The sequence below is a fragment of the Streptomyces sp. NPDC041205 genome, from assembly GCF_055591765.1.
This window is the reverse complement of record NZ_JBVIZH010000003.1, coordinates 593,108-613,962: the sequence shown is the minus strand read 5'-3', so window position 1 is coordinate 613,962 and position 20,855 is coordinate 593,108. Positions and strand designations below refer to the sequence as shown.

The window sequence follows — 20,855 nt, the reverse complement described above, 5'->3', positions numbered from 1 at the left end:
ATCGCGAGGACAGCGACATATGTCAGAAGCACCACCGCATCGGGTGTTGCCAAATCCCTTACGAGCGTGGGCGCGCTGTGCCAGAGTCGTTACCGGTCGAAGAGTTGTCACTGAAGTCAGTACGGAAGCGGCACGCACGTCACCCCCGCCACGCGCGCAACTCACGTACCCGACGCACGAAGGCCAGTACGAACGTCACACCGGTACCGGTCGAGGAGCCATGACCGGCGATCCCCACAGCAACCCCGGTCGCACCGCATCGTCAACGGAGCACCCCATGCCGTCCCATGTGTTCGCGGACCGCCCCGACCGGCCGCAGGAGCACGGCGCGGTCGACGCGCTCATCTCGCAGACGCGCCGACTGCGGGGCGAGGTCGACGCCGTGCGCCGCGAGGCCGTGGCCGACCACAGCGACCCCACGGGCCGCTGGCAGCGCGCCCTGTGCGAACTGGCGGTCCATCAACTCAACGATCTGCACGGCCACTTGGCCCAGCTGCGGGACGGCCCGCCGCGCACCCACCCCCCGGAGACGGGGCCCGCGCGGCCGGAGCCGCAGCACGGCTCCCTGCTCAGCCGGGTCGGCAGCGCCGAGTGGAACCTCCTCACCGACGAGGCCACCTGGTCCGGCGAGCTGTTCCAGATCCTCGGCAGGGACCCGTCCGCGCCGCCGCTCTCCCTCGACGAGCTGCCCTCCCTGATCCACCCCGACGACCAGCCGATGCTGACGGCGATGGTCACGGACTGCCTGGTCGACGGCAAGCCGATCGACGGCGAGTTCCGCGTCGTCCGACCCGACGGCGTCGTCCGCCAGGTGCACATGATGGGCGAGCCCGTGCTCGCCCCCGACGGCTCCACCGCCTCCATGTGGGCGGTCCTCAGAGACGTCAGCGAACTGCGCCGCAGCCAGCGCGTGGTGCGCGAGACCCGGGACTCGCTGCAGCGCCAACGGCACATCGCGCAGACCGAGCACCGCCTCGCGGTCGAACTCCAGGAGGCCGTGCTGCCGCCGTGGCGCGGCTCCCTGCGCTTCCCGCACGGCGGCTCCGCGAACCTGGACCTCGCCGCCCACTACCTCCCGTCCTCGTCGACCGCCCTGATCGGCGGCGACTGGTACGACGCCCTTGAAGTGGCCGACGGCCGCACGCTCCTGAGCGTCGGCGACCTCACCGGCCACGGCGTCACGGTCACCTCCGGCATGGCGATGCTCCTCGGCGCCCTGCGCGGCATGGCCGTCGCCGGAACAGACCCGGGCCGCCTCATGGGCTGGCTGAACCAGTTACTCGACGCGTCCGTACAGCCCGCGCTCGGCAGCGCCGTCTGTTGTCTGTACGACGCCAAGGAGCACACCCTCACCTGGGCGCAGGCGGGACACCCCGCCCCACTGCTGTTCCGCGGTGGGACGGGGCACGCGCTCACACCACCGGACGGCGTGCTCCTCGGTGCGACGTCAGGTGCCGCCTACGAACAGGCCGAGGAGCGACTGCGCCCCGGCGACCTGCTGTTGCTGCACACCGACGGTCTGGTGCCGCGACGTTCCCGAGAGGCCGCGACCCAGCGGCTGCTCGCCCTGGCACCCCGCTTCGCCGAGGCGAAGGCGGCACAGGACTGTGTGCGCATCGCTGTCGAGGAGTTCGGCGAGGCCCCGCGCGAGGACGACGCCTGCCTGCTGGTGGCCAAGGTCGAGGCCTAGGCCTGCTTGTGCTTGCTTGCTGGGAGGCCTAGGCCTGCCTGCTCGTGGCCGAGTTCAGGGCCCGGGCCGAGTACGTGGCCGAAGACGAAGACCTAGCCACGACTTCGTCACCGCCGTAACCACCGGCCCCGCACCGGCCGTGACCTAAGCCTGGACCCACTTGCCTCCCCCCGGCCGCCCCGCCGCCCGCGGCAGCGCCTGCTTGATCTCCGCACGCAGGTCCTCGATCTTCGGGTAGCCCGCGTACTGGCCGGTGAGCCGGTACATCTCACGCAGCCGGTCCCAGGTGCGGTGCGAGGAGTTGGCGCCCATCGACACCAACGCCAGGCGCGCGTATCGGTCGGCCTGCTCGGGGTCGTCGGCGATGAAGCAGGCCGACGCCAGCGAGATGTAGTCGAAGATCGTCGAGCGGTCCCGGCCCTTGGTGCGCAGTTCGATGGCCTCCTTGGCGTGGCGCTGGGCGAGCTGCGCCGCGGCCGGCTCGTGCTCGGCGAGGGTGCGGTACGCCAGGGCCTGCATGCCGTGCAGGTCCGCCTCGTCGAACATCTGCATCCAGCTGGGCGGCGGCACATCGCCCTTGTCGGAGACGAACAGGTCCTCCGCCCTGCCGAGCGTACGGCGCATCGCCTGGCCCTTGCCCATCGAGGCCTGAGCCCAGGCCTCGATGGTGTGCAGCATGGCCTGGGTGCGCGGCAGGGTCTGCTCGCCCGAGCCGGACTTGGCGAGCTTCATCAGGTCCAGCGCCTCGTCGGGCTTGCCCAGGTGCACCATCTGGCGCGCGGCCCGGGACAGGGCCTCGCCCGCTCGTGGCCGGTCGCCGCCCTCACGAGCCGCGTGCGCGGCGATCACGAAGTACTTCTGGGCGGTGGGTTCGAGGCCGACGTCGTGGGACATCCAGCCCGCGAGGACGGCGAGGTTGGCGGCGACGCCCCACAGGCGCCGCTGGAGGTGGTCGGGATGGCGGTAGGCGAGCATGCCGCCCACCTCGTTCAGCTGCCCCACCACGGCCTTGCGCTGCAGGCCGCCGCCCCGGGAAGCGTCCCAGGCGCGGAACACCTCGACGGAGCGCTCCAGCGCCTCGATCTCCTGGGACCCGATGGGGGCGGCCTCGTAGCGGTCGAATCCAGCGGGGTCGGCGTGCAGGGGGTCGTCGGTGCGGGGGGCGTCGGCCTTCAGGGTCGGATCGGTGTGCAGCCAGTCGTGCATGGCGCTGCTGAGTGCGGAGCCGGCGGCGAGCGCGGCACCCGCGCCCACCAAGCCGCGTCGGTTGAGCATGAGGTCCATTCCCGTGAATTCGGTGAGGACCGCGGCGGTTCGCTCGGGCGCCCACGGCACGCCGTCCGGGTGCTCCACGCCCCCGTCGCCGCGCTGTTTTCCTGCGCGCCCGTGCCGGACCAGACCGAGGTCCTCGATGGTCACGACACGGCCGAGACGCTCGGTGAACAGAACAGCCAGGACCCTGGGCACCGGATCGCGCGGGATCTCTCCCATGTCGATCCAGCGCCGCACCCGCGAGGTGTCGGTGGCCAGCTGCGGATGACCCATCGCGGCCGCCTGCCGGTTCACCATTCTGGCGAGTTCGCCCTTGGACCAACCCGCCAGGCCGAAGAGGTCCGACAGGCGGGTGTTGGGTTGTCCGTTCACGTCAAGCCCCCAGGTTCTCGGCTGAATTGACAGTAACCGCCTGTCAGTTGCTGAGCGACTATTCGCCAGGGTTCGCCAGGGTGCGCCACATGGTGTGCCACGGGCTCACGGGTGTCAGGTAGGAATGCGCCACCCCGACCCGGCCGCCTCACGGCACTCCCCAGGGTGCACCCACAGCGGCCGGGGCGGGAGGGCGCCGCAACTCGCTGGCACACGAAGGGATCTGTATCGCCCATGTACGCAGCATCGTCCTCCGTGTCCGCCCCGCCTCGGCCGCTGCGCCCGCACCCCTCCTCCCGCGGCCCGGCCCGCGCGGCGGAGGTCCCGCTGACCGGCGGCGGCCCCTATCTGGCCCCGGCGCGCGCCGCGGCCGCGCCGCTCGGCACCGGCCGCCCCCGCCGGGTACCGGCACCCGGCGCCGGACCGCTCAGCGGGAGACTCGATCTGTCCGGTCCCCAGGGAGCGCAACTGCGCACCGCGATCGCCTCGGTGCACCGCATCTGTCCGGAGTTCCAGCCGGTGCAGGTGCTGCGGCGCAGCGGGCGCACCGTGCTCCTGGTCGGCACGGCCGGCCGTGCCACCGTCGTCGCCAAGTGCCTGCTCGACCACTCGCCCCTGTGGGCCGAGCGGATCCGGCACGAAATAGCTGCTTACCGCTCGTTCGTCAGGCACCGTCCGCCCGTGCGCGCGCCGCGGCTCATCGCGGCCGACCCGGACGACTGCACGCTGGTGATCGAGCGGGTGCCGGGCCGGATGGCCGCCCTGCAGCGCCATCCCGCGGACGCGCCGCCGCGCGCGGACGTCCGGGCGGCCCTTGGTGCCGTGTGCCGTCTGAACCAGTGGCGGCCGCCGCAGGAGATGTTCGGCAGGCCGCTGGACTACGGCCGCCGGATCTCCCGCTGCCACGAGCTGGGGCTGCTCACCGACCGCGACATGGGCGACCTGCAGAAGCTGCTGCACGGAATAGCGCACGCCCACCCGTCGGGCCCGCAGCTCACCTGGCAGTTCTGTCACGGCGACGCGCTGCTCTCGAACGTGCTGCTCTCCCCCGCGGGTCCGGTCCTGGTGGACTGGGAGCACGCGGGCTGGTACCTGCCGGGCTATGACCTGGCGACGCTGTGGTCGGTGCTCGGCGACTCGCCCGTGGCGCGGCGCGACATCAGCCAGCTCGCCCAGGCTGCGGGGCCCGCGGCGCGCGACGCGTTCCTGGTCAACCTGATGCTGGTCCTCACGCGGGAGATCAGGATGTGCGAGACGGCCGTGCAGCGCACGCTGCACGAGACGGCCCCGACGGCATCGGGCCAGGCCCACTCCGGTGCCGCGCCGTCCGGCGAGGAACAGCGGCTGCTGCTGCGGCGGCTGCACGACGACTGCCAGATGGCCCGCCGGGCCGTGCGCGCGGCGGTCGGCACTCGCTGACGGGGGCACGAGGACCCGCGGCGCGCTGTTGGACAGGGAGCGCGCCGCGGGTCTTGGTGTGTGTGGGCTCCGGGGCGCGCCGTGAGCACGGGCGGCGCTGCGCCGGGGAGCGTAACCGGCGCGCACGCCCGGCGTTGGGGGGCTGTGGGAATCTGGCTGCTGAACAACTTCCGTACGCCCGCGCTCGCCGGACTGCTCGGGGGCGGTGCCGTACTCGTCGCCGTCGTCGGCGCGCTGCTGGTGCGGCGCACGCACTCCCGGGTGGCGGAGGGCAAGTACAACGACATGGTGGGCGTCGTGCTCAGCATGTACGCCGCGATCTACGGCATCATTCTCGCCTTCGTCGTCGTGGCCGAGTGGGAGGCCCTGAACGACGCGGAGACGAACGTCGCCGCCGAGGCCAGCAAGACCGCCGAGGTGCTGCGTGACGCCTCCGCTTTCCCGCCCGAGCAGGAGCGCAAGGTGACCGCCGCCGTCGGGGAGTACGTCCACGCGATCGTCGACAAGCAGTGGCCGCTGATGCGCGAGGGCCGCCCCGACCCGGGCCTCACCAACCCCCAAGTGGTGAAGCTGTACGAGACGTTCCAGACGTACGAGCCGAGGACCGAGTCCGAGAAGGCCTACTACGAGCAGTCCGTGTCCACGCTGGGCGAGGTCGCGGAGGCGCGCCGGACACGGCTCTCCGACTCGCAGCAGTCCCTGCCGTCGCTCCTCAACGTCCTCATCTACGGCGGCGCCCTCGTCATGCTGCCGCTGACCCTCCTCTACGGCATCAAGAGCCTGCGGGCCCAGCTGATGTTCGTCATTTCGGTCGCCGGTCTGATCGGTGTGAGCCTGCTGCTGTGCCTGAGCATGGACCATCCGTACGCGGGCGATCTGGCCGTCTCCCCCGCGCCGTTCAAGGAGGGCGTGCTCGCCCAGTTCTGGCCGTGAGCGCCCTCGGCCCGGCTGCCGGGCGTGCGTCGGCCCCTCCGGATCTGCCCGGAGGGGCCGACGCGTCGACGGGAAGCGGGAGTCAGCCGGTCGAGAAGGCGACGGCGTCCACGTCGAAGGAGTTGTTCTGCGGTGACTTGAAGACCAGGTACAGCTTGTGGGTACCGGCCAGGGCCTCGACGTCGACGGCCGGGGTGTTCTGGTACGTGTCCCAGCCCCCGGTGTTGAGCACGGGTGTCGTGGCGAGGAGCTTGCCGTCGGGGGCGTCGGCCCGCAGTTCTACGGACCCCACACCGTACGGGGACGACATCCGGTACGTGACCTTGCTGACGCCCTCGACGCTCATCGGCGCGAACGCGATCCAGTCGCCGTCGCTGATGTCGCCGATGCGCTTGCCGTTCTCGGCCCCCTCCTGGGAGACGATCCGGGTCCCCGACTGGTCGTCGTGGTACTCGGCCTGCTTGTGCCGGGGCTGCAGGACCGAGCGGCCGTAGCCGGTCAGGGCGCTGGTGCCCGCGGAACCCTTGTCGGTGTACTTGGCGTTGAGCACGTAGGTGAGGTCGGCGCCCTCGGGGTGGCCGCCCAGGTCGCCGGTGTCCACGGTGCCCTCGCAGCCGGGGATGTCGGTGGTCGGGTGCTCGTGGTCGTCATGACCGAGCGCCGGGTTCACGAACACCCTGGAGCAGTCGATCTCGCCGTCCTCGGGGTCGGTGACCTTCACCTTGTAGGGGATCTTGTCGCCGAAGGTGATGAGCTTGCCGTCGACAGGGGTCTCGACGGTCACCTTGGGCGCCGTGTTGCCCGCCGTGATGGGGATGTTGGCGTAGCCGGACTTCCCCGAAGGGTCGGTGACCTTCAGCTGGGCGTTGAAGTCGCCCTTGGTGGTGTAGGTGTGCGAGGGGTTGGCTTCGGTGGAGTCGTAGGTGCCGTCGCCGTCGAAGTCCCAGGCGTAGGTGAGGGGGTCGCCGTCCGGGTCCTTGCTGCCCTCGCTGGAGAAGTCTGCCTTGAGGGGCACGGGTCCGTTGGTGGCGGACGCCTTGGCCTTGGCGATCGGGATGCGCTGTCCCTGTGCGTAGTCGATCCGGTAGAGGCCCGAGTCGTTGTTGCCGCCACCGAACTCGCTGCCCCACTCCAGGACGTACAGCGAACCGTCGGGGCCGAAGGTCATGTCCATGGGCTTTGCGAACTTCGCCGACTTCAGGAAGTCATTGATCTTCAGGAGCTTCCCCGAGTCGTCGAAGCGCATCTCCTTCACGGAGTTCCGCGCCCACTCGTAGAAGAAGTTGGCACCGTCGAAGTACTGCGGGAACTTCGTCTTGGAGGGGTTCTTGGGGTCGTAGCGGTAGACGGGTCCGCTCATCGGGGCGGAGCCGCCGGTACCCATCTCGGGGAACTCCTTGGAGGCGCCGTAGCCGTACCAGACCTCGGGGAGCGTCAGCGGCGGCAGGTCCTTCAGGCCGGTGTTGTTGGGTGAGGGGTTCACCGGCTTCGCGCAGTCGAACTTCTGGCCGGGCTTCTGGGTGTCGGGGTCGTAGGGTGCGTACGCCTGGTTGTCGCCGTGGCAGAAGGGCCAGCCGAAGTTGCCGGGCTTCTTGATGACGTTGTACTCGACCAGGCCCTCCGGTCCCCGGTCGGTGGTGGGGGCGCCGCGGTCGGGGCCGTAGTCGGAGACGTGCACGTCGCCGGTCCTGGGGTCGACGGTGAAGCGGAAGGGGTTGCGGAAGCCCATGGCGTAGATCTCGGGGCGGGTCTTCTTCGTGCCGGGCTTGAAGAGGTTGCCCTGGGGGATGGTGTAGCCGCCCTTGTCCTTGGGCTTGACGCGCAGGATCTTGCCGCGCAGGTCGTTGGTGTTGCCCGCGGTGCGGGCGGCGTCGAGCATCTGCTTGCCGGGGCGCCAGTCGAGGGGCGCGTATCCCTGCCAGTTCGGGTCGAGGTTCGGCGGCACGTCGTCGCCGACGCCCAGGTACAGGGTGCGGTCGGGGCCGAACTCGACGGCGCCGCCGGTGTGGCCGGGCTCGGGGAAGGTGCGGTCGCGGTAGGCGGGGACGTCGAGGATCTTCCTCTCGCTGGCGAGGTCGAGGGTGTTGTCCCGCTTGACCGTGAAGCGCGAGAGGCGGTTCACGTCGTCCTTGGCGCTCGCGGGCGCGTAGTAGAGGTAGATCCAGCGGTTCTTGGCGAACGCCGGGTCCAGCTCCATGCCGACCAGGCCGTCCTCGCCGCCGGTGTAGGTGTCGACCTTGCCCGCGGTGGTCGTGGCGTGCGTCTTCGGGTCGAAGATCTTCACCTCACCGCTGCGCTGGACGTAGAAGACCTTGCCGTCCTTGGCGACGTCCAGCTCCATCGGGTCGGCGGTGTTCTCGTCGAGCGCGACCTTCTCGTAGCCGGACCAGACGGTGCCGCCGCAGTCACCGGGCTTGTTCCCGGCCGCCCACTGGATGCCGCCGAGCACGTGGTCGCGGAAGGCGGGTTCGCTGTACGAGGCCTTGTCGTGGCCCATGGCGGTGGCCCAGACCTTGCCGCCCTCGGCGTTGCGGCACCAGGAGATGGGGTGGTCGGCGCCCATCGCGGAGCCGCCGGGGTTGTACGTCGTCTCGTCGGCGGAGACCAGGACGTGCACGTCGCCGCGCGGGTTCTTGTCGAAGTTGTACCACTCCTCGGGGCGCTCCCAGCGCTGCGGGAGGCCCTTGGTGGAGGGGTGCACGTGGTCGGCGACCTTCGCGGTGCCCTTGAGGACGCCCGGGGAGTGGGCGGGCATGTGGGCGCCGCCGTTGACGGTGTCGTCCCACCACGGGAAGGAGTCCTCGATGCCCATGTCGAGGGTGTTGTGGAGGGCGACGATGCCCTTGCCACCGCGCACGTACTTCTGCATGGCCTCGCGCTGGGCGTCGGTGTCCCAGACCATGCCGGAGTTCTGCAGCATGACGATGACGTCGAAGTCCTTGAGCCTGGCGTCGTCGAAGACGGTCGAGTCGTCGGTCTGGACGACCTCGAAGTTGTTGGCGGCGGCCTGTTCCTTCACCATCTGGATGCCGGCCGGGATGGAGTCGTGGACGTAGCCGACAGCCTCGGTGAACAGCAGCGCGCGGAAGGCCGGTGCCTTGTCGGCGGCGGGCGCTCCGGTGGCGGTGGCTCCGGCGGCCGGCAGGAAACCGACGGCCAGCAGCAGCGCCGTCAGAACGGCGATGACCGCTCTTCGTACGCCTCTGATGTCACGAGCATGACATCCCATGAGGTGGTCCTCTCTGTGTGGACGAAACGGTGCGGGTGCCGGATGCCGGAAGTGCGGGGGCGCCGTGCCCGAGGTCAGCGGGCCGCGAGGGCGCGGCGCAGGAAGCCCAGGCCGTCGGTGGCGAGCGCGTCCTGGCTGGGGGCGAGCGGACGCCACACGGAGGCGGCGACCGCGATGGAGGCGTTGTGCGCCGTGAACGACTCGATGCACAGGGCGCCTTGATAGCGAATCGCGCGCAGGGCGCCGAGGAAACCGGCCCAGTCGAGGTGGTCGGCGCCGGGCGTGCCGCGGTCGTTGGCGCACACCTGGACGTGCGCGACCCGGTCGCCCGCCTCGTGCGCGGCCGTGGGCAGGGAGCGTTCCTCGATGTTCTGGTGGTACGTGTCGAGCGCGACGCCGATGCCGTCCTCGGGGAGGCCCGCGAGGGCGTCGAGGGTCTGTGCGACGGTGTTCAACAGGCTCGTCTCGTACCGGTTGAGGGGTTCGACGGCGATGCGCACGGCGGCGTGCCGCGCGTGGTCGACGACCGGCGCGATGTGCTCGCGCCACTCCTCGTACGCGGATCTCCGCCCGGCGGGGTCCAGGCGCCAGGTGCGGCCCACGGCTGCGTAGACGGGGCCCGCGACGACGGGGGCGCCGACGGTGTGGGCGGCGTCGACGCAGCGGCGGAGGTAGTCCTGGGTGGCGCGCACGGCCTTCGGGTCGGCGCGCACCAGGTCGCGGCCCGGTGGCATGACGGCGACGACGGCGGCGGGGGCGAGGCCGGTGCTGCCGAGGAGCTTCGCGGTGGCCTCGGGTTCCCAGTCGTCGGGCTGCTCCAGCGGCAGCTCGACGCAGTCGAAGCCCCAGGCGGCCAGGCGCGGCAGGACCTCGGCGAGGGCCCGCGCGGTGACGGGCGAGTGCCAGATCCAGGGGTTCGCGCCCACTGGCCAGTCGGTACCCGACGGCCGGGCATCACTCCCCCACTCCCCTGCGGGCCGCGTCACTTCTTGCCTCCCCAGTCGCCGGGGAACCCGGGCAGCTTCTGGCAGCCGCACATCGCGTAGTGCAGCGGTGGCATGCCGTCCCGGAGGTAGTCGTCGAGGTTGGCCTCGGTGACGGTGGGCTGCGGCAGCTTCCACTCCTTGGGCACCCGCTCGCCCTTGAGGATCCGCAGGGCGGCGATCACCGGGGTGCGCCACTGGAACGTGGGATAGGTGGGGGCGATCGCCGTGAGCTTCTTGTCCTTCCAGGCCTCCAGGAAGTCCTGCTGGTCCTCGCCGGTCAGGGGCGGCACGTCGGCGCCCGAGTCCTCGAAGGCCTCCACCGCGGCCACCGCTGTGGCGCCCGAGTCCATCCACACGCCGTCGATCGAGCCGTGCCGGGAGATCGCGTCGGACACGACGGACTTGGTCTTCGCCGGGTCGCCGTCGGTGAACTTCACGTCCACGACGTCGAGTTCGCTCTTCTCGAAGGCGAGCTTCGCGGCGGACCAACGGGTCTCCAGGACGTCGACGCCGGGCGAGATGCGCAGCGCGAGGATCTTGCCCTTGGGCTTGACCTTGTCCACCAGGAAGTCGGCGGCGACCGCGCCGTAGCCGTAGCCGCCGATGGGGTTGATGAAGGTGACGGCGCAGTCGGTCTCCACGCCCCGGTCGAAGACGATGACGGGCAGCTTGCCGCAGGCCTCCTTCACCGCGGGGGTGAGGGTGGCGGTGGTGTTGGGCGAGACGATGAGCGCGTCGCAGTCCTTGTCGCCCGCCAGCTCCTGGATGTCGGAGATCTGCTTGTCGTCCTTGCCCTGGGCGTCGAGGACGGTGAAGTCGTCGATCTCGTCGTGCAGTTCGGCCTCGGCCTTCATGTTCTTCAGGCCGACCTGCCGCCAGGGGTTGAACACCCCGGCGTTGGAGAAGCACAGGTCGACGTCGTCGGCATCGCCCTTCTTCCGGTACCGGGCGGTGTCGGTCATCTTCGGTTGGAGCATCTGCTCCCACGGCTTGGCGGCGGGGCCCTTCGGAGTCAGCCCGCTGAGCGTCAACTGCCGGTCGTACTCGGCCCGGTCGAAGAACTTGGACGGCTTGTCCCCGCTGTCGTTCTGCTGCTCGGCGTTCTGTCCGGACGCGGCGGGCGCGTCGGCGGGGGCGTCGCTGGAGCAGGCGCTGAGCGCGGCGAGCAGGGCGGTGGCGAGGACGGCGGCGGCCGCGGGGGTGGTGGGGCGGCGGCGGGGTCGCGGGCTACGGCTGCGGGTCATGGGGGTCTCCCTCCCGGAGGGTGCGCGATGGGGTGGCCGGTGCGGGTGGGGGCGGAGTGACCTTCGGCGGGCCCGGCGGGGTGCCCGGCGGGTGGTCACGGCGGCGGCGCAGCCGGGAGAAGTCGGCGGCGCCGAGTCCGACGGCGGCGATGACGATGACGCCCTGGACGGTGGACTCCAACGCCCCGGACACGCCTTGGAGGTTGAGGAGCGTGAACAGCGCCTGCAGCGAGAAGGCGCCCGCCATCGCGGCCACGACGCTGCCGCGCCCGCCGCCGAGGGCGACCCCGCCGAGCACGACGGCGGTGATCGCCTCGAACTCGTAGCCGCGGCCCGCCTGCGCGGACACCCCCGAGAAGCCCCCGACGAGTACGGCGGCCAGGGCGGCGGCGACGCCGGACAGCACGAACGCCAGGACGCGGACCCGGCGCACCCGCACCCCGGCGAGGTGGGCGGCGCGTTCGCTGTCCCCGGTGGCGACGAGCGTACGGCCGAAGTCGGAGCGCGTCAGGAGCACCACGAGGACGCCCGCGACGACGCAGGCGAGCACGGCCCAGGGCAGCCAGCCGAGCGCCGTGTCCCGGCCGAGGCGGCGGAAGTCCTCCGGAAGACGACCCTGTGGGGAGCCGCCGGTCCAGTAGAAGACGGCGCCTTCGAGGATCAGCATCATGCCGAGCGTGGCGATGAACGACGGCACCCGGAGCACGGTGGTGATCAGCCCGTTCAGGAGCCCGGCCGCGGCGCCCGCGAGCAGCAGTCCGGCGGTCATCAGCGCCCAGGGGGCGTCCGGGTGCGTTCCGTAGACCTCGGCGGCCGCGACCACCCCGGCCGTGACGATCGCACCGACGGACAGGTCGAACTCGCCGCACACGATGACCAGGTACTGCCCGGCGGCGAGGATCACCAGCGGCGCGGCGCGCTTGACGAAGGCGAGGAAGCGGTCGGGTTCGTAGAAGCCGGGGTCGGTCGCGGCGAGCGCCACGAGGAGCACGATCAGGAGGGCGTAGACGGGTGCGCCCGTGCCGAGGTTGCGGGCGAGGGCCCGGTACGTGGCGGTGGCGGCCGTCGAGGTCCGCTCCCGCGTCGCGTCCGTGGCCGTGCCGGTGCTCATGCGGACCTCCTGGCGCCGCGCCGGGCGTAGAGGGCGACGGCGGCGATGATGACGACGCCGCGCACGACGTTCTTGAAGAAGGGGTCGACGCCGAGCTGGTTGAAGACGGAGTCGAGGACGGCGAGCACGAGGACGCCGCCGAGGGTGCCGACCACTCCCCCGCGCCCGCCCGCGAGCACGGTGCCGCCGAGGACGACGGCCGCGATGGACTCCAGGTCGTAGCGGGCCTCGGTGCCGGCCCACGGCGCTCCGGCGCCCAGGCGCGACGCCAGGAACAGGGCGGCGGCGCCCACGCACAGCGAGCACAGGACGTGGGCGGCGATCACGGTGCGGCGGGTGCGGACGCCGGACAGGCGGGCGGCGTGCTCGTCGCCGCCGGTCGCGTACAGGTGATGGCCGAAGCGGGTGCGCCGGGTGATCACCCACAGCGCCGCGGTGACGGCGAGGAGCAGGAAGAGGGAGACGGGGACCGGGCCCATGCGGTCGTAGCCGAGGTGCTGGAAGGAGGCGGGGACCTTGCCCGCGGGCCCGGTGTAGTTGTCCTCGATCCAGCCGCGCAGGATGAAGGCGGTGCCGAGGGTCGCGATGAACGCGTTGACCTTCAGGCCGGTGACGATGAGCCCGTTGGCGAGCCCGACGGCCGCGGACAGCGCGAGGACCGCGAGGACCCCGGTGACCACGGAGCCGCCCTCCATCGTGGTGGCGGCGACGAGGGTGCCGAGGCTGATGAGGTACGCCACCGACAGGTCGAGGGAGCCGGTGAGGATGACCGCGGTCTGGCCGACGGCGACGAGTCCGAGGGCCACGCTGTTCTGCAGGATGCCGACGACGTTGGTGAGGGTGAGGAAGTCGCCGCCGCGGGCGTCCACGGCGATCCAGCCGAGCGCGGTGACGGCCGCGGCGGCGAGCCAGACGCCGACGGCGGGGTCGGCGAGGCGGCTGCGGCCGAGCGGGGCGCGGGACTTCGCGGGGGCCCGAGCGGGCCCGGGGGCGAGGGCGGTGCCGGTCATGCCGCTCCTTCCTGCGGTGTCGGGGCGGACGGGGGCGGGGTCGTGTCCGGGGCGGAAAGGGGCGGGGTGGTGCCGTCCGGAGTGGCGGAGTCGCAGGACGCGCTGTCCGGGCCGGTCGTCGCGGCACCGTCCCGGGTGGTCGTCGCGAGCCGCATGACGGCCTCTTCCGTTGCCCCGGCGGCCAGTTCACCGGCGATGCGCCCCTCGGCCATGACGACGATCCGGTCGCTCATGCCGATCAGTTCGGGCAGCTCGGAGGAGACGATGAGGACGGCGAGGCCTTCGCGGGCGAGGTCGCGCACCAGTGTGTGGATGGCTGCCTTGGCGCCGACGTCGACGCCCCGGGTCGGTTCGTCGAAGAGCAGCACCCGGGGTCGGGCGGCCAGCCACTTGGCGATGACGACCTTCTGCTGGTTGCCGCCGGACAGGAAGCGGGTCTCCTGGTGCTCGCCGCGCGCCTGGAGGCGGACCTTCTCCAGGAGCGCGGTCAACTCCCGTGCCGACGGGGGCCGTTCACGGTCGGGGACGGCGCGGGTGACCAGCAGGGCGTTGTCCCGCACGGACTGGCGCAGGGCGAGCCCCTCCGCCTTGCGGTCCTCCGTGACGAGGGCGACACCGGCGCGGATGGCCTGACGCGGCGAGCTGGGCCTGAGCGCCGCCCCGGCGACGGTCATGGTGCCCGTGGTGAAGGGCGCGGCGCCGAACAGGGCCCGGGCGAGGGCGGTGCGGCCCGCCCCCTGCAGGCCCGCGACGCCGGTGACCTCGCCCGCGCGCAGCGTCAGGTCGATGCCGGTCAGCCGCGCGTTGCCGCCGCCGCGCACGGCGAGGCGGGGCCCGCCGACCTCTTCGGGGCGGGCGCGCGGCGGGTAGTAGGCGCTGAGCTCCCGGCCCACCATGGCCCGTACGATCCGGTCGGTGTCGGTGTCCTCGGTGCGTACCGTCGCCACATGGCGGCCGTCCTTGAGGACGGTGACGCGCTGGGACAGGTCGAAGACCTCGCGCAGCCGGTGTGAGATGTACAGGATGCCGAGTCCGCGCGCGGCCAGGCGGCGCACCAGGGCGTGCAGCAGCCCCGCCTCGTGGTCGGCGAGCGGCGCGGTCGGCTCGTCCATGACGAGGACGCGCACGTCGGAGGCGAGCGCCTTGACGATCTCGACGGTCTGCTGCCGGGCGACGGACAGGTCGCGCACGTACGTCCGCGGCCCGATGCCGGCCTCTCCGAGATCGGCCAGGAGCCGGGCGGTGCGGTCCTCCATGGCGCGGCGGTCGACGAGGCCGTAACGGGTGGGCTCGCGGCCGAGGAAGACGTTCTCGGCGACCGTGCGGTGCTCCAGGAGCGCGAACTCCTGGTGGATGATGCCGATCCCGGCGGCCTGCGCCTGGGCGGGATGGCTGAAGTGGTGGCGCCGTCCGTCGAGCGTGATGACGCCTTCGTCCGGTACGTGTTCACCCGCCAGGACCTTCATGAGCGTCGACTTTCCCGCGCCGTTCTCCCCGACCAGGGCGTGCACCTCGCCTGCGGCGAGGTCGAGCGAGACGCCGTGCAGCACGCGCACGCCGAGGAAGCTCTTGGACACGCCGTGCATCGCCAACATCGTGTGCGTCGCCTGCTTCGCATGCATCGCCTGCACCCTCAGCTCCTTCGGCAGCGGCCTGCAGAGCAATGTGATGAGGACCCTTTGGCCTGTCAAGGGTCCAAGCGCGTTTGTTTACACGGCATTTGACGGTGACTTAGGTCGACGATCAAACATCATCGGCCTTGTGAGCAGCGAAAGTCGTCCCTAGGGTGACTGGCATGCCTGGAGCGCCGGATCTTCCCCCCTCCGCCCCGTCCCCGGACGGCTCACCCGCGCCGGTGGCCTCCTCGCCCGGCGACGTCCTCGCCCTCCTTCGCGCGGGCGCGGCGGCCACCCGGGCGGACCTCGCCCGGCTCACGGGCCTCGCGCGCTCGACGGTCTCGCAGCGGGTGGACGCGCTCATCGCGCACGGCTTCGTGGCGGAGGAGGCCGACGGCAGCTCCACGGGCGGCCGCCCGCCCCGGAAGTTGCGGCTGCGGACGCGTGAACACGCCGTCGCGGGCGTCGACTTGGGCGCCTCGCACTGCCGTGTCCTGCTGATGGACGTCGGCGGCGAGACGCTCGCCCTGCGCGAGGACCCGCTGTCGATCGCGGACGGACCGCAGTCGGTGCTCGGCCATGTGGAGCGCACCCTGCACGCGCTCCTGAAGGAGGCCGGGCGCGAGCCGTCGACCCTCCAGGCCATCGGCGTGGGCGTGCCGGGGCCCGTCGAGTTCTCCACCGGCCGCCCCGTCGACCCGCCGATCATGCCCGGGTGGCACCAGCACCCGATCCCGGAGTTCTTCGCCGACCGGTTCCAGGTGCGCGCGCTCGTCGACAACGACGTGAACGTGATGGCGCTCGCCGAGCAGCGCCGGGCGTTTCCGGACACCCGCTATCTCCTCTACATCAAGGTCGGCACGGGCATCGGCTGCGGGATCGTCGCCGACGGCAGACTGCACCGGGGCGCCCAGGGCAGCGCGGGCGACATCGGCCACATCCGCGTCGGCGAGCTGGACGAGCCGTGCCGCTGCGGCAACTCCGGCTGCCTGGAGGCGGTCGCGGGCGGCGCCGCCCTGGCCCGCCGCCTGTCGGACCTGGGCCTGGCGGCGGCGTCGGGCAGCGATGTCGTACGCCTGGTGAAATCCGGCCACCGGGACGCGGTCCGCATGGTCCGGGAGGCGGGGCGGGCGGTGGGCGAGGTCCTCGCGGGCCTGGTGAACTTCTTCAACCCCGACACGGTGGTGGTCGGCGGCGCGCTCGCCGCGGTCCACGACCAGCTCCTCGCGGGCGTACGGGAGGCGGTGTACCGCCGCTCGCACCCGCTGGCCACGCACGTCCTGCGCATCGAGCCGAGCCGCACCGGCGAGAACGCGGCGGCGATCGGTGCGGGGATCCTCGCGGTGGAGCACGCGCTGTCGCCGCGGGAGGTGGACCGGGTGGTGGCGGGCGGCGGGTACTGAGGGGCGGGCCGACCGCGCGGACCAGGGCGGTCGTTGTCAGTGGCTCCTCCTACGGTGTGAGCAGTGGGGCCCGCCGGAGAAGCCGCGGGTCCACCCTGGGGAGGGGTCTGCCATGCCTGCCGCGTCCACGGTGTCGACGACGTATCTGGAACTGTCACAAGAGGGCGAGGGCGCGCACAAGTTCTACGAAGTGACCGTCGCCGACCAGACGGTGACGGTGCGGTACGGGCGCATCGGCGCCGCCGGGCAGACGCAGACGACCTCGTTCGCCTCGGTCGCGAAGGCACGGGCGGCGGCCGCGAAGAAGGTCGCGGAGAAGGTCCGCAAGGGGTACGCCCCGGCCGTTCCCGGGCAGCGGGCGCCGCGCGCGGTGACGCGGCGCCAGGTGGCGTCGGCGCCGTCCACCGCGCGGGCCGTGGCGCCGGTGCTGTGGCGCTTCCGCACCGGCTCCTCGGCGTTCGGCATCCACGTCGACGACGACCACTGCTGGGTCGGCAACCAGGCGGGGGATGTGTACACGCTGGACCACAACGGCGGCGTCCTCGCCCGCTTCCAGCTCCCCGACGGCGTGAAGTGCCTGGTCGCCGACGACTTCTGGATCTACGCGGGCTGCGACGACGGCAGCGTCTACGACCTGTCGTCGAAGCTGCCCTTCGCGGCGTACGACATCGCCGCCGACGTCGACATCTTCTGGCTGGACATCCACGAGGGCATCCTGAACGTCTCGGACCGCGAGGGCCGCCTCACCGTCATCGACCACGAGGACGAGCACCAGTGGGCGCGCCGCAGCCAGGGCGAGCACGCCTGGATGGTCCGCGCCGACGACCGGGCGGTCTACCACGGCCACACCGGGGGCGTCACCGCCTACGCGCCCGACGGCGGCGGCGAGCTGTGGCACACGCCCACCCGCGGCGGCGTCCTGTTCGGCTGGCAGGAGGACGACGCCGTGTACGCGGGCACGGCCCACCGCGCGGTCCAGCGCCTGTCGAAGGCGACGGGCGCGGTCGAGGCCACGTACGCCTGCGACAGCCCGGTGTACTCGTGCGCCACCTCGCCCAGCGGGCGGTTCGTCTTCGCCGGTGACGCCGCGTCGTCCGTGTACTGCTTCGACCGGGACGGCACGCGTCTGTGGAAGCTCGGCACGGGTGGCGGCTCGGCCCTCTCCATGCAGTACCGCGACGGGCGGCTGTACTTGGTGACGACGGACGGCTCGCTCGTCTGCGTGGACGCGAGCGAGACGGCCATCTCGGCGGCACAGCAGGGCACGGTGCCGCAGCCGCGGGACGTCAAGCTGGCGGCGGCCCTGCCGACGTACGCACCGGCCACGGCGGCGACCGCGGTGGCCACCGTGACCCGCGTTCCCGCCGGGGCGGTCGTCGTCGAGTGCGTCCAGGACGGCGGCCGCCTGCGCGTGCACGTGGTGTCCGAGGGGTACGACGGCTCCTGGAACGTCCAGTTCCCGCGCGCGATACGACAGCCGGGTGCGCGCTATGTGGTGGACGCCCTGCACGCGGCCGCCGGGGGCTTCTACCGCGTGCGCGGGGACATCCGACGGCTGCGGTGAGCCGCGGCGACCGGAACGCGGGCAGATGGCGGGAGTTTTGGTCTACACCAACCATCCCGGCCCCAGTATTCTCATGCGTGGCCAGTTGCACACCATCCCCCACCCAGGTTGCGTGCTGGCACGGGCGACACCCCCTCACAACTGCCCCTAGCAGCTGGGTGACTTCCCCCATTCGCCGCCTCCAGGAGGATCACGGTGAAAGTTCGCACCAGAAGCTCGGCGACCGTCGGCGCCCTCTGCCTCGTCGCCTCCCTCGCCCTGACCACGGCGTCCGCCGACGAGCCCGCCGCATCGAAGCAGGCGCCGAAGGTGGCGCTCACGAAGGTGACCACGGCCCAGAATCCGATCGCCGGGACCGCCGGTCCCGGCGGCACGGTCTGGATAGCCGAACGCGCGGGCACCGTACGGGTCCTGGACAGCCGGGGAGGGCTCGGCAAGCCCGTCGTCGACATCACGAAGGAGACCACCACCGACGGCGAGCGCGGCCTGCTGGGCATCGCGTTCGACAAGAAGTTCGCGCACTTCTACATCTCGTTCACGAACCTCCAAGGCACCAGCACCATCGACGAGTTCGCCGTGCGGAAGGGCAAGATCCAGCCGCAGACCCGGCGCACCGTCCTCACCCAGACGCAGCCCTACTCCAACCACAACGGCGGCGACATCAAGTTCGGCCCCGACGGCTATCTGTACATCGCGTTCGGCGACGGCGGCTCGGGCGGCGACCCGCACGGCAACGGGCAGAACCTCGACACGCTCCTCGGCAAGCTCGTGCGGATCGACCCGAGGGGCGCCAAGCCGTACGCGATCCCGAAGGACAACCCGTTCGTCGGCGACCCGAAGGCGAAGGACGAGATCTGGTCGTACGGGCTGCGCAATCCGTGGAAGTTCTCCTTCGACGCGGGCACCGGCGACCTGCTGATCGGTGACGTCGGCCAGAGCGCCTGGGAGGAGATCGACTGGTCCCCGGCGAGCAGCGACGGCGGCGAGAACTACGGCTGGTCCCAGATGGAGGGCACCCACCCCTTCCGGGACGGCAAGGAGCCCGCGAACCACGTCCGGCCGGTCTACGAGTACGACCGCACCGGCCTCGGCTGCTCGGTGACGGGCGGCTACGTCTACCGGGGCAAGGCGATCCCGGACCTCAGGGGCCAGTACGTGTACAGCGACTACTGCGACGGCACCGTCCGCGCCCTGAAGATGGAGAACGGCAAGGTGACCGGGGTGAGCGACCTCGGGGTCAACGCCGGTGAGGTCGTCTCGTTCGTCCAGGGCGGCAACCGCGAGCTGTACGTCCTCGACATCGGTGGCAGCGTCTACCGCATCGACCGGGCGTAGCACCCGGGCGCGGGGCTCGGCCTGTCGTCCGGTCCGCAACCGGCGGCAGGCCGTTCTCTTCACCGCGGCCGCGGCGGGGAAGGGTGTACAGCATGACCAACGATGATGCTTCCGGTGCCTCCCGTCGAGCGGTTCTCGGCGCCGGCGCCGCCTTGGGGGCGCTGGTCGCCCTCGGTCCGCTCGCGTCGGCGGCCCGTGCCGGGAGCGCGGATGCCACCTGGCCCACGGACTTCCCCCTGCCGAACGGCTTCCAGCCCGAGGGCATCACCATCGGGCCGGGCGCGACCGCCTGGTTCGGCTCGCGGATCGGCGGGGACCTGTACCGCGCGAGCCTCGCCACCGGGCGCGGCGAGACCGTCCCGACCGGGACGGACGCGATGAGCCTCGGCCTCAAGAGCGACGGGCGCGGCCGCCTGTTCGTCGCCGGGGGCTTCACCCGCCAACTGCGCGTCGTCGAGGGCCGCACCGGCCGCGTCCTCGCCGCGTACGAGGTCGGCACGCCCAGGACCGTCGTGAACGACGTCGTCCTCACGCCCCGCGCGGCCTGGTTCACCGACTCCACCCAGCAGCAGCTGTACGGCCTGCCGCTCGGCCCCCGCGGCGAGCTGCCCCGGGCCCGGGAGATCGTGACGCTGCCCCTGACGGGCGAGTGGGTCTCGGCGCCCGCCGACGGGTTCACCACCAACGGCCTGGAGCGGACGCCCGACGGCCGCGGGCTGCTCGTCATCAATATCCACGCCCACGGCGGCAGCCTCTACCGCGTCGACCCGCGCACCGGCGACACCCGCCGGGTCGACCTCGGCGCCGACAAGCTCCCGGACGGCGACGGCGCCCTTCTCCTCGGCCGCACGCTCTACGTCGTCCAGCAGATCCAGAACGCCGTGGACGTGTTCCGCATGCACCCCACGGGCCTGCGCGGCACGGCGATCGCCCGGATCACCGACCCCCGCTTCCGCATCCCCACCACCGTCGCCGCGTTCGGCAACCGCCTCTACCTGCCCAACTCCCGCTTCACCGAGGAGACCACGCCCTCGACGCCGTACAACGCGGTGGCGGTCAACCAGGTGCGCCGGGGCGGCCGGGCGCGCTAGACCGGCCGCGCGCCGAATCAGCCGGAGGAGCCCGGGCGAGTCCGGTCGCCGTGGCGTGCCCGGTAGGCGCGCTGCCGGCACGCACGTGAGCAGTACGTCCGGCGCCGCCCGCGCGAGGGCCGTGTCAGCGGTTGCCGGCAGCCGGGACAGAGCTTCGGGTTTTCGTCACGCACAGGGCGCTTTGCCGCCGGATCTACGTCACGGGCCGACGCGCCCGCGTGCCGCTCTCCGCCGCCGCGGGCCGTCCGCGCCGTCGTGACCAAGTCGGCGGCGACGCGTCCGCGTGGGGTGTGCGCGGACAGTTCGGCCTCCAGGACGGGGCACTCGGCCATGTCGTCGTCCGTGCGGCTCAGCGGATGCCGGAGATAGTCCCGCGCGGCCGTCAGCTCCTCGATCCGCTGCTCCACGAGCGTGATCCGCGCGCCGACCGTGCCCTGCCAGGCGCTGTGCGTGGACTTTCCGGAGGTGACGACGGCCGCCTGGTCGAGCGGCACGGCCCCCACCACGCAACAAAGATGGACAACGCCGGCGCGGCGAAGGTCGGGTTCGCCGTAGCGTCGCTTGCCGCCGTCACGGGCGG

At 72.0% G+C, this 20,855-nt stretch carries 15 protein-coding genes; 7 read left to right on the top strand and 8 right to left on the bottom strand.

The genetic code is table 11. The features are described from left to right. Positions 1 to 277: 277 nt before the first annotated feature. Positions 278 to 1,690 (top strand): PP2C family protein-serine/threonine phosphatase, encoded by a 1,413-nt coding sequence (locus ACZ6BG_RS17000; RefSeq protein ID WP_469001723.1) that lies wholly within the window; start codon positions 278 to 280, stop codon positions 1,688 to 1,690. Positions 1,691 to 1,834: 144 nt separating this feature from the next. On the opposite strand, the gene ACZ6BG_RS16995 is transcribed toward ACZ6BG_RS17000, so the two are convergent. Continuing rightward, entirely contained in the window at positions 1,835 to 3,334 is a 1,500-nt protein-coding gene (locus ACZ6BG_RS16995; RefSeq protein WP_469001720.1) for a DNA-binding protein NsdB, read from the bottom strand. A 234-nt stretch (positions 3,335 to 3,568) separates the two neighbouring features. On the opposite strand from ACZ6BG_RS16995, the gene ACZ6BG_RS16990 reads away from it, so the two are divergent. Together ACZ6BG_RS16990 and ACZ6BG_RS16985 are read left to right on the top strand one after the other, a co-directional pair. Further along, positions 3,569 to 4,753, top strand: coding sequence for an aminoglycoside phosphotransferase family protein (locus ACZ6BG_RS16990; RefSeq protein ID WP_469001717.1), 1,185 nt, complete (start codon positions 3,569 to 3,571; stop codon positions 4,751 to 4,753). Between the two features lie 144 nt (positions 4,754 to 4,897). Further along, positions 4,898 to 5,686, top strand: a complete 789-nt coding sequence (locus ACZ6BG_RS16985; RefSeq protein ID WP_469001715.1) for a bestrophin-like domain — start codon at positions 4,898 to 4,900, stop codon at positions 5,684 to 5,686. 82 nt (positions 5,687 to 5,768) lie between these two features. Here ACZ6BG_RS16985 and ACZ6BG_RS16980 read toward each other — a convergent pair whose 3' ends face one another. The 6 genes from ACZ6BG_RS16980 to ACZ6BG_RS16955 form a co-directional block, all read right to left on the bottom strand. Next, positions 5,769 to 8,915 (bottom strand): ThuA domain-containing protein, encoded by a 3,147-nt coding sequence (locus ACZ6BG_RS16980; RefSeq protein WP_469001712.1) that lies wholly within the window; start codon positions 8,913 to 8,915, stop codon positions 5,769 to 5,771. Between the two features lie 74 nt (positions 8,916 to 8,989). Beyond that, positions 8,990 to 9,841 (bottom strand): sugar phosphate isomerase/epimerase family protein, encoded by an 852-nt coding sequence (locus tag ACZ6BG_RS16975; protein ID WP_469001709.1) that lies wholly within the window; start codon positions 9,839 to 9,841, stop codon positions 8,990 to 8,992. 56 nt (positions 9,842 to 9,897) lie between these two features. Then, a complete protein-coding gene (locus ACZ6BG_RS16970; protein WP_469001707.1) occupies positions 9,898 to 11,145 on the bottom strand; it encodes a substrate-binding domain-containing protein in 1,248 nt (415 codons plus the stop codon). Further along, on the bottom strand, positions 11,129 to 12,256 hold the full coding sequence (locus ACZ6BG_RS16965) for an ABC transporter permease (protein ID WP_469001703.1): 1,128 nt from the start codon (positions 12,254 to 12,256) through the stop codon (positions 11,129 to 11,131). The genes ACZ6BG_RS16970 and ACZ6BG_RS16965 overlap by 17 nt, the downstream gene beginning before the upstream one ends. Then, on the bottom strand, positions 12,253 to 13,266 hold the full coding sequence (locus ACZ6BG_RS16960) for an ABC transporter permease (protein ID WP_469001701.1): 1,014 nt from the start codon (positions 13,264 to 13,266) through the stop codon (positions 12,253 to 12,255). Before ACZ6BG_RS16960 ends, ACZ6BG_RS16965 begins: the two co-directional genes overlap by 4 nt. Next, positions 13,263 to 14,861 carry a sugar ABC transporter ATP-binding protein gene (locus ACZ6BG_RS16955; RefSeq protein ID WP_469002957.1) on the bottom strand — a complete coding sequence of 533 codons (1,599 nt, stop codon included), beginning with the start codon at positions 14,859 to 14,861 and terminating at the stop codon, positions 13,263 to 13,265. Before ACZ6BG_RS16955 ends, ACZ6BG_RS16960 begins: the two co-directional genes overlap by 4 nt. Positions 14,862 to 15,061: 200 nt before the next feature. On the opposite strand from ACZ6BG_RS16955, the gene ACZ6BG_RS16950 reads away from it, so the two are divergent. From ACZ6BG_RS16950 to ACZ6BG_RS16935, 4 genes are all read left to right on the top strand, one after another. Continuing rightward, entirely contained in the window at positions 15,062 to 16,285 is a 1,224-nt protein-coding gene (locus ACZ6BG_RS16950) for an ROK family protein (protein ID WP_469001699.1), read from the top strand. A gap of 112 nt (positions 16,286 to 16,397) precedes the next feature. Then, the gene (locus ACZ6BG_RS16945) at positions 16,398 to 17,849 is read left to right on the top strand and encodes a WGR domain-containing protein (RefSeq protein WP_469001697.1); all 1,452 of its coding nucleotides are present in this window, start codon (positions 16,398 to 16,400) and stop codon (positions 17,847 to 17,849) included. A 195-nt stretch (positions 17,850 to 18,044) separates the two neighbouring features. After that, complete coding sequence (locus tag ACZ6BG_RS16940) at positions 18,045 to 19,184, top strand: PQQ-dependent sugar dehydrogenase (protein WP_469001695.1); 1,140 nt, start codon at positions 18,045 to 18,047, stop codon at positions 19,182 to 19,184. Between the two features lie 92 nt (positions 19,185 to 19,276). Further along, positions 19,277 to 20,275 (top strand): SMP-30/gluconolactonase/LRE family protein, encoded by a 999-nt coding sequence (locus ACZ6BG_RS16935; protein ID WP_469001692.1) that lies wholly within the window; start codon positions 19,277 to 19,279, stop codon positions 20,273 to 20,275. Positions 20,276 to 20,292: 17 nt separating this feature from the next. Here the strand turns inward: ACZ6BG_RS16935 and ACZ6BG_RS16930 are convergent, their stop codons facing one another. Then, positions 20,293 to 20,781, bottom strand: coding sequence for a hypothetical protein (locus tag ACZ6BG_RS16930; protein ID WP_469003039.1), 489 nt, complete (start codon positions 20,779 to 20,781; stop codon positions 20,293 to 20,295). Between the last annotated feature and the right edge of the window lie 74 nt (positions 20,782 to 20,855).

What these genes read in the sequence shown, in the direction of transcription:
- ACZ6BG_RS16950 (WP_469001699.1), top strand. Translation starts at nt 15,062, where the DNA reads ATGCCTGGAGCGCCGGATCTTCCCCCCTCCGCCCCGTCCCCGGACGGC.
- ACZ6BG_RS16965 (WP_469001703.1), bottom strand. Translation starts at nt 12,256, where the DNA reads ATGAGCACCGGCACGGCCACGGACGCGACGCGGGAGCGGACCTCGACG.
- ACZ6BG_RS16945 (WP_469001697.1), top strand. Translation starts at nt 16,398, where the DNA reads ATGCCTGCCGCGTCCACGGTGTCGACGACGTATCTGGAACTGTCACAA.
- ACZ6BG_RS16980 (WP_469001712.1), bottom strand. Translation starts at nt 8,915, where the DNA reads ATGGGATGTCATGCTCGTGACATCAGAGGCGTACGAAGAGCGGTCATC.
- ACZ6BG_RS16955 (WP_469002957.1), bottom strand. Translation starts at nt 14,861, where the DNA reads ATGTTGGCGATGCACGGCGTGTCCAAGAGCTTCCTCGGCGTGCGCGTG.
- ACZ6BG_RS17000 (WP_469001723.1), top strand. Translation starts at nt 278, where the DNA reads ATGCCGTCCCATGTGTTCGCGGACCGCCCCGACCGGCCGCAGGAGCAC.
- ACZ6BG_RS16990 (WP_469001717.1), top strand. Translation starts at nt 3,569, where the DNA reads ATGTACGCAGCATCGTCCTCCGTGTCCGCCCCGCCTCGGCCGCTGCGC.
- ACZ6BG_RS16960 (WP_469001701.1), bottom strand. Translation starts at nt 13,266, where the DNA reads ATGACCGGCACCGCCCTCGCCCCCGGGCCCGCTCGGGCCCCCGCGAAG.
- ACZ6BG_RS16935 (WP_469001692.1), top strand. Translation starts at nt 19,277, where the DNA reads ATGACCAACGATGATGCTTCCGGTGCCTCCCGTCGAGCGGTTCTCGGC.
- ACZ6BG_RS16970 (WP_469001707.1), bottom strand. Translation starts at nt 11,145, where the DNA reads ATGACCCGCAGCCGTAGCCCGCGACCCCGCCGCCGCCCCACCACCCCC.